Source organism: Microlunatus sp. GCM10028923 (genome assembly GCF_042666975.1).
Classification (GTDB): domain Bacteria; phylum Actinomycetota; class Actinomycetes; order Propionibacteriales; family Propionibacteriaceae; genus Microlunatus.
This window is the reverse complement of sequence record NZ_JBHTFF010000006.1, coordinates 270,945-285,581: the sequence shown is the minus strand read 5'-3', so window position 1 is coordinate 285,581 and position 14,637 is coordinate 270,945. Positions and strand designations below refer to the sequence as shown.

The 14,637-nt window shown below is 72.5% G+C and carries 7 protein-coding genes; 1 reads left to right on the top strand and 6 read right to left on the bottom strand.

The features are described 5' to 3' along the window. Positions 1-22 precede the first annotated feature (22 nt). Positions 23-982: a 5'-3' exonuclease H3TH domain-containing protein gene (locus ACFQU4_RS16825; RefSeq protein WP_377493873.1), complete on the top strand. Its 960-nt coding sequence runs from the start codon at positions 23-25 to the stop codon at positions 980-982. Here the strand turns inward: ACFQU4_RS16825 and ACFQU4_RS16820 are convergent. The 6 genes from ACFQU4_RS16820 to ACFQU4_RS16795 all read right to left on the bottom strand — a co-directional run bounded on the left by ACFQU4_RS16820 (position 957) and on the right by ACFQU4_RS16795 (position 14,630). Further along, entirely contained in the window at positions 957-1,706 is a 750-nt protein-coding gene (locus ACFQU4_RS16820) for a DUF6223 family protein (RefSeq protein WP_377493871.1), read from the bottom strand. The two genes, ACFQU4_RS16825 and ACFQU4_RS16820, sit on opposite strands and share 26 nt — an antisense overlap. Before the next feature lie 124 nt (positions 1,707-1,830). After that, positions 1,831-3,033 (bottom strand): hypothetical protein, encoded by a 1,203-nt coding sequence (locus ACFQU4_RS16815; RefSeq protein WP_377493869.1) that lies wholly within the window; start codon positions 3,031-3,033, stop codon positions 1,831-1,833. 206 nt (positions 3,034-3,239) lie between these two features. Next, entirely contained in the window at positions 3,240-4,748 is a 1,509-nt protein-coding gene (locus ACFQU4_RS16810) for a CDP-glycerol glycerophosphotransferase family protein (RefSeq protein ID WP_377493867.1), read from the bottom strand. Continuing rightward, the gene (locus ACFQU4_RS16805; protein WP_377493865.1) at positions 4,741-8,250 is read right to left on the bottom strand and encodes a CDP-glycerol glycerophosphotransferase family protein; all 3,510 of its coding nucleotides are present in this window, start codon (positions 8,248-8,250) and stop codon (positions 4,741-4,743) included. Before ACFQU4_RS16805 ends, ACFQU4_RS16810 begins: the two co-directional genes overlap by 8 nt. 12 nt (positions 8,251-8,262) lie before the next feature. Further along, entirely contained in the window at positions 8,263-11,868 is a 3,606-nt protein-coding gene (locus ACFQU4_RS16800) for a CDP-glycerol glycerophosphotransferase family protein (RefSeq protein ID WP_377493863.1), read from the bottom strand. A gap of 86 nt (positions 11,869-11,954) precedes the next feature. Next, positions 11,955-14,630 carry a glycosyltransferase family 2 protein gene (locus ACFQU4_RS16795; protein WP_377493861.1) on the bottom strand — a complete coding sequence of 892 codons (2,676 nt, stop codon included), beginning with the start codon at positions 14,628-14,630 and terminating at the stop codon, positions 11,955-11,957. Positions 14,631-14,637 lie beyond the last annotated feature (7 nt).

The window sequence follows — 14,637 nt, the reverse complement described above, 5'->3', positions numbered from 1 at the left end:
GACGCCGTGCCAGGATTCGACTGTGCGCACACCGCGATTACTCCTCCTCGACACTGCTTCCCTGTACTTCCGGGCCTTCTTCGGCGTACCGGATTCCCTGCGTGCACCGGATGGTACCCCGGTCAACGCGGTCCGTGGACTGCTGGACTTCATCTCAAGACTCGTTGACACCTACCGGCCGACCCACCTGGTCTGCTGCTGGGACAACGACTGGCGCCCGGCCTGGCGGGTGGAGCTGATTCCCAGCTACAAGGCGCACCGGGTCGCCGGCGCCGGGGAAACGGTGGTCAGCGAGATGTCGACCTCCGCCGAAACGGCCGGTGAACAGGCGCCGGACAACCTCGCGGTGCAGGTGCCGCTGATCGTGGAGGTGCTGACCGCGCTCGGGCTGCCGATCGTCGGCCACGACGGGTACGAGGCGGACGACGTGATCGGCACCCTGGCCAGCACCGCGGCGATGCCGGTCGACGTGGTGACCGGTGACCGGGACCTGTTCCAGTTGGTGGACGACACGCGCGACATCCGGATCCTCTACATCGCCCGCGGCGTCGGCAAGCACGAACAGGTAACCGATTCCTGGGTGCAGGGCAAGTACGGCATCCCGCCCGCCGCCTACGTCGACTTCGCCACCCTGCGCGGGGACACCTCGGACGGCCTGCCCGGCGTGGCGGGGATCGGCGAGAAGACCGCGGCGTCGCTGCTGAACACGTACGGGACGCTGGAGCAGGTGCTCGCCGCCGCCAGCGAGCCCGACACCAAGATCAGCGGCTCGATCCGGTCCAAGCTCGGCGCCGCGATCGACTACCTGGCCGTCGCCCCGACCGTGGTCGCCGTCGCCCGCGACATCGACCTCGGCGTCAAGCCGGACGATCTCGCCCTGCCCACCGCCCCGGTCGACCCGGCCGCGTTCGCCGAGCTCACCGAGCGGCTCGGGCTCGGCACCAGCGCCGACCGGATCACCGCCGCCCTGGCCCTCGACTGACGTCCGGCCCGGCCGAACGGCGGGCCCGGACCAGCGCGACGGCACCGAGCACCAGCGCTCCTGCTCCAGCGAGCAGCCCGAGGTAGGCCCCGGCGCGCCCGTTGCCGGTGCCGATTCCGGCGTCGGAGGTCAACACGACCAGGCCGGCCAGCACGATGCCGATCAAGCCGGCACCGACCGCGGACACCGCGCCGATCGAACCCGTCCCGGTGCCGAGCCGGCTGCCGGGACGGGACAGGGCCAGGCCGGCGGCGACCGCTCCGGCCAGGCCTAGGCCGACGGCCACGACGGCCCCGAGCCGGCCGGCGCTGAGGTAGTAGGCGCCGACGTGCGACGCGAACACGTTCGGGTCCGGCTCCGGACCGAACCGGCCCCAGGCGATGAAGCCCGCCGCCGCGAGGTAGACCAGCGGTGCCGCGGCCAGCAGCGGCTCCCGGCGGCGCAGGTGCAGGACGATCGCTCCGATCATGAGCAGCCCCACGCACACGGCCGTGATCGGGATCAGGATCGGCGCGACGCCGGTCCCGGCCGGCAGCACCAGACCCAGCGCCGCAAGCAACTCCAGGATTCCGATGTACCTCAACCGGGTCGCGCCGACGTCTCGCACCCAGGCACCGAGCCGGGTCGCCGCCAGGGTCTCCGCGGGAACGATGAGCTTGATCGCGCCGCCGATCAGGAGACCCGCGGCGAGCACGCCGCTGGTGATGAAGAGAACGAGGTTCATGGCCGCCTCCAGCCGAAAGGGTGCACTTCTCCCCCTGACGGTGCCGACCGGCGAAATGTGACACGGACCCTCGGTCTCGGCGTGCCCGGGCCTGGGGCCGCGGACCCTGCCGGGTGGGGCTTCCTCAGCTGCCGAACCGGGCGGTCAGCGCGCGGCGGCGGAGGGTCACTTCGTCCGGGTCGTCGCCGTACACCACGAGTTGGAGGGTGCTCTGCCGGACCGAATGGTCGGTCCGGGCGGTGTCGTGGCCGGCGACCACGATCAGGCCGCCGGCGGCCAGGGCCGGGCGCAGCGCGGTGAGCAGGTCGGCCAGCGGTGCCGTCACGGCCAGGCTCACCGACTCGGCCGGCCGCTCCAGCGCGTCGGGCCGGACGGTCTGCAGCGCCAGCAGCGGGATCGAGCCGCCGGTGATCCGGAAGTTCAGGTCGAGCAGGACCAGCCGGCCGTCCCGGGTCTCGGCGCAGTCCAGGCTGCACATCCCCCGGTAGCCGAGATCCGCCGCGCGCTGGGTGATCGCCTGACACTCCGCCAGCAGGGCCGGCGGCGGCGGGCTGACCAGCCCGAACAGGCCGCCGTCGTAGATCCCGGCGGAGTCCACCCGCTGCTCCGTGACGGCCAGCAGCCGCGCCGTCGCACCCGGCTCGACGAAGAACTGGATGCCCCAGTTGCGGACCAGGTCCAGGTATTCCTCGACCACGAACGCGGGCAGCACCCGGGTGAAGTCCGGCCAGCTGACCGGCTCGCCGGCCCGGTGCAGGTAGACGTCGAGATTGCCGCGGTGCGCGTCGTCGGTCGCCGCCTTGAGCACCCAGGAACCGGCCACCGGCGTCGCCTCCGCGAGGTCCGCGCGGGACACCACCCGGCGCCGGGCCCGGAAGTCCGGGTCGACGAACGTGCTGATGCTGGCCTTGTTGTTCAGGAACCCGACCAGCTCGGCCGTCTTGACCGCGTGGGTGTCGGGCAGCAGGGAGTTCGGCTGCGGGTACTCCATCGAGATCAGCAGGCCGTCGGCCATCGCCTCGGCCACCCGGAGCCCGAACTCCGTCTCGGTACGGAACGTACGGAGCTCGGTGCCGACCGGCAGTCCGCCCTCGCGCAACTGCGCCAGCAACGCCGGTTCCGTGCCGCCGGCGCTGCAGATCAGCGGCGTGTCCCCGGCCACGCCGACCGGCCTGGCCGAGACCACGTCCCGCGTCACGCGGTGCCGGCCCGCCGGTGCGTTGTCGGCCAGCGGCGGCCGGGCGCAGACCGCGACCCCGGGACCGTAGATGTCACCGAGCGTGCGCGGGGCACCGACCGACGGTGAGAAGGGAGCAACAAGGGTCATGCGGTACCTCCCGAAGGATCGTGCAAGACGGGCCGTGACGGGAGGCATCGACTGCTGGGTCCGGTTCGGTGGTTGCGAACCGGACACGATGAAAGCCGTGGGCAGGGGCCCGGGTGCGGGCCCTCTGAGCTGATCGTCTCATGCTTTCGACCGGCCTCCGGACGTCGTCGCGGAATGCCGGGCCGGCCCCCTGACCGGAGGCCGGGTCAGGGGCGCGGTGCGAGGTCCAGCTGGGCCCGGAGCGCGGCCAGGAACGGGGTCTCGGACGGCGGCAGCGGGCCTAGATAGCGGGCTGCCACTTCGGGCCGCCGGGAGGCGTTCGGGTCGGTCCGGAGCAACGGTTCGAGGACCGAATCCAGGTCGCCGGCCCGAAGTTGATCATGGGTGACGAGGTAGCCGGCCTCGGCGGTCGCCGGCGGCGTCGGAGTGGCGGCGGACAGCACGACGGCGTACGGCTTCAGGGTGGCGAAGTAGTCGACCAGCAGGCCGCCGACGTCGGTGACCAGCGCGTCGCTGGCGTTGAACGCCTCGATCAGGGTGTCCCGGCGGTGCTCCCCGGCCGGGCGGTGCGGCCGGCCCGACGCGGTCCGGTCCCGGGCGAGCAGCGCGTCGACCCGGTCGATCAGGGCCCGCTCGGCGGCGTTGTCCCAGCTCAGCGGGTGCGGCCGGAACGCCACCGTCGCGCCGCGGGCGATCAGGGCTTCGGCCAGGGTCAGGCAGTACGGCAGCGAGCTCAGCTCGGTCCGGGCGTTGTAGCCGCGCCAGGTCGGCGCCAGCAGCACGGTCGGCCCGGTCACCGAACCGATCGGCCCGGCCAGGGTGGCGGCCTCGGCCAGTTGCGGGCGGCCGATCTCGACGAACCGGTCGTCGGGCACTTCCAGCCCGGCCTGCCGGTAGCGGTCCCGGGCCGCCGGGCCGGCGACGAAGATCCGGTCGAACATCCGGTGGGTCGGATGCACCGACGCCTCCTTGTCGGAGTCGCCGTGGCCGAGGTAGACGTGCCGCAGCGACCGGTAGCCGACCAGGTTGGCGTTGCCGCCGACGACGTTCACGTAGAGCGCGACCCGGGCCGACTCGGTCACCACGGCGTCCAGGTCGGTGGCCAGCGGCGCGCAGACCACCGGTGCCGCCGTGAGCGGCGCGGCCCAGGCCAGCGCGGCCGGATGCCGGACCACGACCAGGTAGCGCTCCCCCAGCCGGTCCAGCAGCGGCAGCCACATCGCCAGCTGGTAGGCGCCGCCGCTCTCCCGGCTGGTGTAGATGATCACCCGCGGTGCGTATGTCTCGATCGCGGCCCGCGTCCGCGCCGCGTTCCCGACCGTACGGGCCCGCCGCCGGACCAGCTGCAGCAGCGCCCCGGCCAGCACGATCCCGATCACTCCGACCAAGATCATCACCGGGATCAGACCGGTCGCCGCGGCCGCCCCGGACAGCGCCAGGATCAGGCCGGCGACGAGCCGGGTCAGCAGCAACGTCACCGGGGTGCCCGGATCGGGATGGCCGGGCAGCCGGACCGCGCCGAGCTGCGGCCGGGACCCGGCCCGGGCCAGCGGCCGGCTCAGCGCGATCACGCCGGCCGACAGCAGGCCGAGCCCGACCCCGATGACCAGCGCGGGCGACGGGCCGGACCGGAACGCGGCGACCATGATCACCAGCAGTCCGGCGGCGACGGCCAGCGGGAGATCCGGGACGGCCCGGCGGAGCAGGCTAACCATGATCAACCGGGTGCGGGACCGGGCTCGGCTCTTCGACAGGTTCGGGGCGCGGGTCGGCCGGGTCGCTGTTGATCACGGTGCGGGCGGCGTCCAGGAATCCCTTGGCGTAGGTCTCGGCCGGGAAGTCGCCCAGGTAGTAGATCCGGGTGCTGTCGCGCTCGTCGAGCTTGGGATCGTTGATCAACAGGTCGTCCAGGGCGCCGTCGAGGTTGCCCAGGTCGTCCTCGATCAGATAGCCGGCCAGCGCGGCGGGCGCGTCCCGGACCAGGTCCGCCGGGGTCCGGCCGACGGAGACGATCGCGAACGGCTTGGCGCTGTGCAGGTAGTCCGACACCACCGCGGACACGTCGGAGATCATCGCGTCGGAGGCATTGAAGCAGTCCTCGACGGTCATCGCCTGCTCGGCCGCGTCGCCCCAGATGTGACCGCCGCCGGGATCCGCGGCCAGCCGGGCCTGGATCTTCTTGATCAACTCGACCGCCGCCGGGAACCGGTAGTTGAACGGGTGGGCGCGGAAGATCACCCGGGCGCCCCGGGCCAGCAGAGCCTGGACGATCCGCTCCCCCACCGGCAGCGAGTAGACCTTGGCGTCGGCGAAGGTGCCCTGCCAGGTCGGCGCATACAGCACGGTCGGTCGTTCCTGGTCAACGACCGGCCGCTCGGCCCGGGTGATCAACTCCACCTGCGGCCGGCCGACGATCCGGAACTTCTCGGCCGGGATCTCGACGCCGTGCCGGGCGTACCGGTCGATCCCGGCCTGGCCGGCGGCGAAGATCAGGTCGTAGATCGCGTGCACCGGGTTGTAGCAGGCCGGCTTCTCCGAGTCGCCGTGGTTGAGCCAGACATGGGTCAGCTCCCGGCGTTCGATGAAGTGGGTGTTCTTCACCGCGTTGTTGACGTAGAAGCAGGTGGCCATCGACGGGACGATGACCTCCTCCAGGCTGCCCAGGCTGGGCCGGTAGATCACCGGCACCGAGGTGATCGCGGCGATCTCCCGGTGCATCTTGAGGTCCCGCGTGATGATCACGTACGGCTCGCCGATCCGGTCGAAGTACGGCAGCCACATGCCGAGCTGGTAGCGGGCGCCGACCGGCGAGGCGAAGTAGGCGGCGAACCGCGGGGCGAGCTCGCGGACCGTCTGCGGCAGCAGCTCCTCGGCGGCGACGACCTGGTGCACCCGGACCGCCGCCAGCGCCAGCGCGCCGATCGTCACGCCGAGCAGCAGCACCGCCAGCACCAGCGCGACCCAGCCGCCGGCCGGGAACCAGCCGATCAGCCAGCCGACCCCGATCACGACCAGGCTGCCCGGCCAGGTCAGCCGCAGCAGGTTCGGCTGGCGCAGTTCGGCCCGCAGGCTGGGCAGGTTGGCCACCTCGACGCCGTGCCGGCCCCAGCCGCGCTTGATCGCCGTCTCGGCGGCGATGCAGAGCACCAGGATCACCGTCGTCGGCAGCACCACCGGGTCGGCGGTCGCGACCAGGCCGAAGCCGACCGCGAGCAGCAGCCGGGCCGGGCCGGCGAACGTCAGCAGCCCGTCCCAGCCGGCCGGCTTGGTCAGCTGGGTCCGCTTCAGGAAACCGATCAGCACCACGGCCGCGACGGCGAGCACCGCGGACACCGGGGCCGGCGCACCCATCAGCACCGCGGCCAGGGCCAGCGCGGCGAGGGCTCCCGCGACCGCGCCGCCGGCCAGCGCGGACAGCTGCCGGCGCAGGTTCGCCCGGCGGCTGGGCCGGGACGGCTCGTCGGGTTCGGACAGCCCGTGCACGTCGCCCGGGTCGGTCCCGGTGGCGGCGTCCCGGACTCCGTCGACGAACACGTCGGCATAGCCCTCGGCCGGGAAGTCGCCCAGGTAGTCGGCCCGGATCTCGGCCCGGACCGCGGCGTGCGGGTCGGCGCCGAGCAGGTCGTCCAGCACCCGGTCCAGTTCGACCAGGTCACGGTCCAGGACGTACGCGCCGCGGGCGATCGGGTACTGGGCGACGAAGTCCCCCCGCACCGGGTCGTCGTCCGGCACCGCCACCATCGCGAACGGCTTCCGCGAGTACAGGTAGTCCGAGACGATCGCGGAGACGTCGGCGATCATCGCGGCGGACTCGTTGGTGCAGTCGAGCACGGTCCGTTCCGACTCGGCCGCGGGTCCCCAGAGGTGGGCCCGGCCGGTCGCCGCTGCGTCGGCCGCGAGCCGGCGCTGGATCTGTTCGACCAGGGCGGTGTCCTCGGCGAAGTGGTACGAGAACGGGTGCGGCCGGAAGATCACCGTACGGCCGCGGGCCAGCAGGGCGTCCACGATCCGCAGGCCCGACGGCAGCGAGGACAACTGGGTCTCGGTGACGTGGCCGCGCCAGGTCGGCGCGTAGAGCACCGGGCCGTCCCCGGTGCCGTCGCCGGGTTCGACCACCCGGACGCCCTCGACCTGGGGCCGCCCGACGACGCGGAACTTGTCCAGTGGGATCCGGACGCCGTGGTCGGCGTAGCGGCGGGTCGCGGCGGGCCCGGCGGCGAAGATCCGGTCGTACATCGCGTGGGTCGGGTTGTACGACGGCGGCTTGTCGGAGTCGCCGTGGCCGAGATACACGTGGGTCAGGTGGCCGTACCGGATGAAGGCGCCGTTGCCGGACGAGGCGTTGACGTAGAAGGCGGCGCCCAGGGTCGGCGCGATGACGTCGTCCAGCCCGCCGATGGTGCGGCGGACCACGATCGGCACGTCCGTCAGCCCGGCCAGCACCCGGGCCGGCAGTTCGTCCCGGGCCACGATGAGGAACGGCAGCCCGGCCCGTTTCAGGTACGGCAGCCACATGGCCACCTGGTACGACGCGTCGTCCGGCCGGGCCGTGTAGACGACGAACCGTGGCCCGTAGTCGGCCACCGCCCCGGCCAGTTGCCGTTCGATCTCCCGGTGCCGCCGGATCCGCCCCGCGGTCTCGGTCAGGAAGGCCACCGCCACCAGGGCCGCCAGCACCGCGGCGGCCACCCAGAGCCAGGACCCCGGCGCCTCCAGCCCGTTCTCGGTCAACCAGCCGAAGCAGGCGCCGGCCACGGTCGCACCGAGGCTGGCCCAGAGCACCGCGGGCGGCAGCCAGCGGCGCGGCTCGGGCAGCGGCGCGATGCCGGGCAGGCCGTGCACGAAGACCAGCTTGGACGCCGCGCCGCGGGCGATCGCCGGCTCGACGATCAGCCCGGCGACGATGATCAACATCGCCAGCGCCCGGCCGGCCCCGGCCACCGGATCGCCGGCCGGCTCGAACACGGTCACCGCGGCGGCGAGCGCCACCCGGGGCAGCTGCCGGCTGCCGACCGGCGACTCACCCTCGCGCCGGTACGCCAGCTGCTGCTCGACGCCGATGATCACCGCGGCCGCGGCCGCCACGATCACGAACAGGGCGGTGCCGATCTCGGAGGTCACCGCCCCGGACCAGACCAGCCAGGCCAGGACCAGCGGAACGGCCGCCAGCAACAGGTCCTCGAGGCTCCACCGCACCTGCTCCGCAGTCCGCTTCACGGCGCGTTCCTCTCAGCCGTCGGTGCGACTGCCGCGATCGGCCTCGTCGAAGAACGCCTCCACCACACGTTGGGTGGCGGCGCCGTCGTGCAGGCCGTTGTACTCGGCGTTGAACCGCGCGATCTCGCCCGCGTACTCCTTCTCCACGACGTCCAGCCGGAGCAGGCAGTCGAGCAGTTCCGGCAGGGTCTTGACCTGCGGGCCGGGCGCGGTCGGCGCCCAGTCGAACAGCGACGACCGGGTGCCCAGGTAGTCGTCCAGGTCCGGCACGAAGAAGATCATCGGCTTGCCGGTCAGGGCCCAGTCGAATCGCAGCGACGAGTAGTCCAGGATCGCCACGTCGGCGGCCACCGTCAGGTCGTTGATCTCCGGGTAACGGGTCACGTCGACGACCGTCGCGGCCTTGTGCTCCAGGTCGCCCTGGCGCAGGTTGTAGTTGTGGCCGCGGAGCAGGATCACGTAGTCCTCGCCCAGCTGGGCGGCCAGCTTGTCGATGTCCAGCGCGTCGTAGAACCGGGCCGACCAGGCGCCGGTGGCGCTGGTGTCCCGCCAGGTCGGCGCGTACAGCAGCACCTTCTTGGCCGGGTCGACGCCGAGCCGGCCGAGCACCCGGCTCCGTTCCCCGGCGTCCGGGTCGACCAGGGCGTCGTCCCGCGGGTAGCCGGTGACCAGGATCTCGCCCTCGTACCGGTACTCCTGCCGGTACAGGTCGGCGCAGAACTCGGACGGGACCAGGATCGAGGTCCAGGCGTCGTTGCGGCGCCGGCACTCGACGTCGATCAGGTCGTCCGGGAAGTCCTTGGCCCGCCAGAACGAGATGCCCATCGACTTGAACGGGTAGCCGTGGAAGGTCTGCAGGAACTTCTGGTACGGCCGGCGAGCAAAGAACCGGTCGAAGTCGATGTTGTTGCAGAGATACCGGGAGGTGGCGATCGCCTCGTACCAGGCGGCGCTGCCGATGATCACCGGCTTGGCGCCCTCGGGCAGCTCGACCGACAGGTCGGAGACGCCCCAGAGCAGGTCCAGCGGCGCCTTCCGGCGGTGCAGCTCGCGGTGGATCGCCAGCTGGCTGTCGGTGGCGAACTCGCCCCGGTAGCACTGGAAGAACACCTGGTCGGCCGGCTTCTCCGGCCAGTCGGTCACGGCCAGCCGGCGCTGCGCGACCCGGCCCAGTTCGGCCTCGGCGAGCGGCGCCCGGAGACCGATGGTGAGCACCGGCGAGTTGGTCCGGCGGCCGATCGTGATCCGGTGCCAGTCGGTGACCAGGTCGTACGGCAGCTCGGCGAGCCAGTCGATGTCGTACAGGAGGTTGACCGACTCCTCCACGCCCGCCTCGCTGGTGAACCAGGGCAGCCGGACGCCGTAGGTGCCGGTCGGCAGCGGGTAGAGCTCCTCGCTGCGCCAGTTCGGCACCGCCGGGTCGAACGCCAGCCGGTGCCGGCCGGCCGGCAGTTCCTCGACCGAGGCGGCGAACACCTTCCCGCGCGGCGAGTGCAGGTAGGCGCCGGCCAGGGTGGCCGGGTCGGCGCCCTCGAGGGACACGTCGACCAGGATCCGGTTCTCCTCGGTGCTCACGCCGTGGGCCCGCAGCACCACCGGCGCGGTGGTCAGCGACACGTACCCGCGCGGGGTGCGGATCCAGCGCGACGCCCCGCGCCCGTAGCTTCCGATCTCGGCGCCGGCCTCGGCCTCGGCCGGCCAGGAGATCCGCCGGTCGGACCGGGCGCTGTCGCGCAGCCGGACCTCCCAGGTGCTGCTCGGCCGCAGCGTCTCCGGCAGCTGCAGCGAGAACGTGTAGTCGCCGTCGGCGAGCGGTTCCACCTTGGCCCGGAACACCTGCTGGCCGTTCCGGGTCAGCACGACCTCGCGCGGCGGCCGGCCGGGCCGGAGCAGCCGCAGCTGCCCGGTCAGTTCGCGCCCGTTCGCCGCCAGCCGGACCGCCCGCCACTGGTCCGGCCGGACCTGGATCGAGAAGCCGATCTTGTCGTCGTTCACCGGCACGATCCGGTACGAGAGGTCGCCATGGGCCAGGTCCCGGGCCGGGTTCATCTTGCCCTGGCCGGTCCGGATGATGCCGTGCACCGCGGCCTCCCGCTCGACGCCGCGGCAGGCGGTGCGCAGCCGGAGCTGCCACTGCGCCTCGGCGACCGGCTCGTCGACCAGCGCGTCGACGTCGACGACGGCGGTGAAGCCGGCGGAGTCGTATCGCTGATTGGGGTGATTGGCCCAGCGGGTGATGTAGTCGCGACGGAACCGGCCCACCTCCAGCTCGACCCGGCGGCCGGTGTTCACCTCCTTGAGGTAGGCGGTGATCTCCTCGTCGTGCTCGGTCAGGTCGACGCCGCGGGCGAACGCCCAGCCCTCCAGCCGGAGCTTGCCGTCGGGCAGCCAGTCGGTGCGGGCGACACAGGCCGACAGCGCACTCTGATGATCACTGAGCCGGTACATGTCCTCCGGCAGGTCCAGCTCGTCGGCGATCGGCAGGTCGGCGAACACGACGCCGTCGATCACCGTCGTCTGCGGCAGCGCGCCGTTCAGCCGGAAGTACTCGATCACCCGGCCGGCCTCGACCCAACGACCCTGCGCGGCCAGAGCGACCCGCAGCTTGCGCTCGACCCGGACGTGGGCCCAGGCCGCCGCGTCGGCACGGGCGATGAACCGCTGGCAGGCCCGCTGCAGCACGGACCGGTACTCCTCGTCGGCGGTGACCGCGAACTCGACGAACAGGGACAGGTCGATGTCCAGCACCCGGCCCAGCCAGGCGGCCGACACCCGGGGCGACGACTCGGCCGAGACGACCTCCCAGGCCAGGTCCTTCACCGACACCCGGTCGCGCAGGTTGGAGACCTCGTGCTTCTGCTGGCCGATCGAGGACTGGTCCTCCCGGATCCGCCAGTTGTACGTGCTGATCGACAGCAGGTCGAACGAGCGGGCGCGCAGGTACGCGGTGACCATCGGCACGTGGTCCTCGTACGCGATGCCCTCGGGGAACGGGCCGATCTTGGTGTTCCAGAACTCGCGGCGGAACATCCGGTTGCAGGCGATCACGTCCTGCATCGCGTCCGGGAACTCGTCGATGGTGATCCCGAGCCGCTCCTCGCGGTGCGCGTTGTCCACCCAGGCCGGCTTGGACGACTTGCCGTGGCTGAACCGGCGGACCGAGCCGACCACGAAGTCGGAGCCGGTCCGGTGCAGGGTGTCCACCATCCGCTGGTACGCCCGCTGCGGGATCGTGTCGTCGGAGTCGAGGAAGGTGATCAGCGGCGCCGTGGCGGCCGCGATGCCGACGTTCCGCGCGGCGCCGAGGCCGGCGTTGGCCTGCCGGATCACCTTGATCCGGCGGTCCTTCTTGACGTAGCGGGCGATCACCGCCGGCGAGCGGTCGGTCGAGCCGTCGTCCACGATGATGATCTCCAGCCGCTTCAGCGACTGACGGAGCAGGCTGTCCAGGCAGGCGCCGAGGTACTCCTCGACGTTGTACACCGGGACGATGACGCTCAGCTCGGGTCCGGGCAACCGGCGCCACAGCAACGGTCCGACCGGGCTCTCTTTCACGGTCCGGACCAAGCCGTTCGGGAGCCGCCGGGCGATCCGGCGCAGAAGCTTGCGTGCCTGCACTGTTCTCCTGTTCGTGTGCCACGTGGGCGAATGCACGTATCTCGAAAAAGTCACGGGGCGCGGCGAGTTTAAGTGAAGTCGACCGGTCAGGACGAGTCGTCCACGCCGCGACGCCGGTTCCAGACCTTCTTCAGGCCGCGCCGGAACCGGCCGCCGACGCCCTCCGGGACGGGTTCGGGGTCGGGTCGGGAGGGCGCCAGCGCAACGGTCGCCGCGGTCTCGCCGGCGATCGCGACGGTGGCCTCGCCGGTGCCGAACTCGACCGTCATCCGACGTGAACTGCGGTGCCCGGTGAAGGCGAACATCAGGTCGCGCCGAGTCGCCCGCACCGGGCCGTCGGCGACCAGCTCGGCACCCGCGTCGGTGGCCACCAGCCGGGCCGGCAGCTGGCTCTCGGTGACCGCCCGCCCGGACAGCCGGCCGGAGCCGGCGATCTGCACCCTGGTCAGGGCGAGCACCAACTCACCGGTGTCGCTGCCGGCGTCCTCGGCGCCGGGCCGGGACGCCCCGACGACGGTCCGCGCGGTCTCGGTGAGGTCCAGCGCGAGCCCGCCGTCCTTCGTCGCGTACGCCACCGCGGCGCGGCCGTCGACCAGCGCCGGCAGCTCGGTCAGACTGCCGATCCGGACCGGGTCCTTGTGCTTGCCGCCGGCCCCGTGCCCGTCGATCCGGACGTCCCAGACGTCCTCCTCCAGGCCGGCCACGTCGATCCGTCCGGTGACCTCGAACGCCAGGCCGTCCCGGTCCGCTCCGGCGGCCGGGTCGGGGGCCTGCCGGGCGGCCGGTACCTCGAGGCCGGACCGGCGTCCACGGACCGAGATGCCGACCGAGTCCAGCGGCTCGCTCGCGGTGCCGGTGACGGTGACGACGAAGGCCCGGCCGGCCCAGGTGACCCGTACCCCGCCGGTCTTCAGGGTCCCGGTGTTCTTGGCCGCCGCGACCGCGCGTTGCTTGGCGGCGGCCGGTTCCGGGAGTTGTCGGACGGCTGGCGGCGCGGCGGCCAGGTCGAGTTCGGCGCGCAGCGGCGCCCATCGGTCCTGGAACTGGCCCAGCACGGCGAACGTGTCGCCCGGCTCCGGCCGGAACCGCAGTTCGGCGGGCCGGTCCTGGTCCGCGACCAGCTCGGCGGCCGACGAGCTCTCGTACGCGATGGTGCCGGTGAGCTCCGAATTGCCGGACGTGTGCAGCCCGGTCAGGCTCAGCCGGACCCGGTCCGGTCCGATCCGGCTCGCGGCCGGGTCCACCCTGGTCAGCGGCAGGATCCGGCGGGCCTCGCCGAGCCGGGTCAGGTCCAGCGCCAGCCGCCCGTCGTTGGTCCGGTACGGCACCACGGGTAGCCCGGCGATCAGCGCCGGCCGCTCGGTCAGCCCCTCGGCCCGGACCGGGTCGATCCGTTCGTAGCCGAGCCCGGTCAGGTGCAGCCGGGCGTCGAAGATCTCGTCACCCTCGCCGCCGTCCAGCCAGCCCCGCAACGGGCTGCCGCCCGGGCCGAGGTCGATCCGGGCGGCCACGGTGAACGTGAGCCGGTGGTCGGCGTCCAGCCGCAGCGGCGTACCGCCGGGCATCGGCCACTCCACGCCGGAGCCGCGGCCGCGCAGCCCGAGGTCGACCAGGGTCGCGGCCAGGTCGCCCAGCCGGGTCGCCGACTCGGGCGGCAGGTCGGGCAGGCCGACGCCGGTCAGGTCCAGCACCGGGCCGTCGGCGCCCGCGGCGACCGGGTACGGGTCGTCCCCCGCCTGCAGCCGGCCGCTGATCGTGACCCGCAGCTCACCGCGGTCCCAGTCGACCTCGCGGACCGGGTCGAGCCCGAGCTTGACCGTCCGGTCCCGTTCCCGGAGGGCGTCCAGGCCGGCCCGGTCACCGCGCCGGTAGAGCCAGGACCGGACCCGGTCGATCGGGTCCAGGTCGTCGTCCATCGCGGCCGGGAAGTGGCGCAGCAGCCGGTCGGCGTCGGACAGGAAGCGTTCCCGGACCGGGTGGTCGCCCGGGCCCAGCCAGCGCAGGATGACGCGGACGTACCAGCGTTTCAGCAGGGCCCGCCGCTTCGGGCCGTCGGGCAGCGCCTCGATCGGCTCCAGCGATCGTTCGTACGAGTCCAGGAAGACGTCGAAGTCGAAGCCGGCCCGGTGCAGGTTCTGATCATGGATCAGCCATTGGTAGCAGGGGTAGTCGGCCAGGATCGCGACCCGGTCGGTGGCGGTGTAGGCGGCGGCGTTGAAGTACTGGTCCTCCAGCCGGACCGGCCCCTCCGGGAACCTGATCCCGGCCTCGGCCAGCAGCGCTCGGCGGTACAGCTTGTGCGGCGTCACGCAGTGCAGCACCCGCTGGTCAACGCCGGCCGCGGCGACGTTGCCGCGCCAGGTCGGCCAGCCGGGCGTCAGCGGGTCGCCCTTCATGACCTCCTTGCCGAGCACCACGTCGGCGCCGGTCTGCACCGCGTAGTCGTACATCCGGCGCAGGGCGTCCGGGAACAGTTGGTCGTCGTGATCGAGGTAGAGGACGTACTCGCCGGTGGCGCGGTCGGTGCCGAGGTTGCGCGGCCGGCCGGACCAGCCGGAGTTCGGGAGCTGCAATAGCTGCAGTTGCGGGTGGTCGGCGATCAGGCCCGCGACGAGGTCGTACGTGCCGTCGGTCGAGCCGTCGTCGACGAAGATCCCTTCGTACTCATCCGCCGGCAGGGTCTGCGCAAGCAGGCTCCGCACGGTCTCTTCGATCCGGTTTCCCGAGTTGTACGTCGCGATGACGACGCTGACTTTCCGCATGTTTCAC

Excerpts from the sequence above, each read along its gene's own strand:
- ACFQU4_RS16815 (WP_377493869.1), bottom strand. The coding sequence starts at position 3,033 with ATGACCCTTGTTGCTCCCTTCTCACCGTCGGTCGGTGCCCCGCGCACG.
- ACFQU4_RS16820 (WP_377493871.1), bottom strand. The coding sequence starts at position 1,706 with ATGAACCTCGTTCTCTTCATCACCAGCGGCGTGCTCGCCGCGGGTCTC.
- ACFQU4_RS16810 (WP_377493867.1), bottom strand. The coding sequence starts at position 4,748 with ATGGTTAGCCTGCTCCGCCGGGCCGTCCCGGATCTCCCGCTGGCCGTC.
- ACFQU4_RS16795 (WP_377493861.1), bottom strand. The coding sequence starts at position 14,630 with ATGCGGAAAGTCAGCGTCGTCATCGCGACGTACAACTCGGGAAACCGG.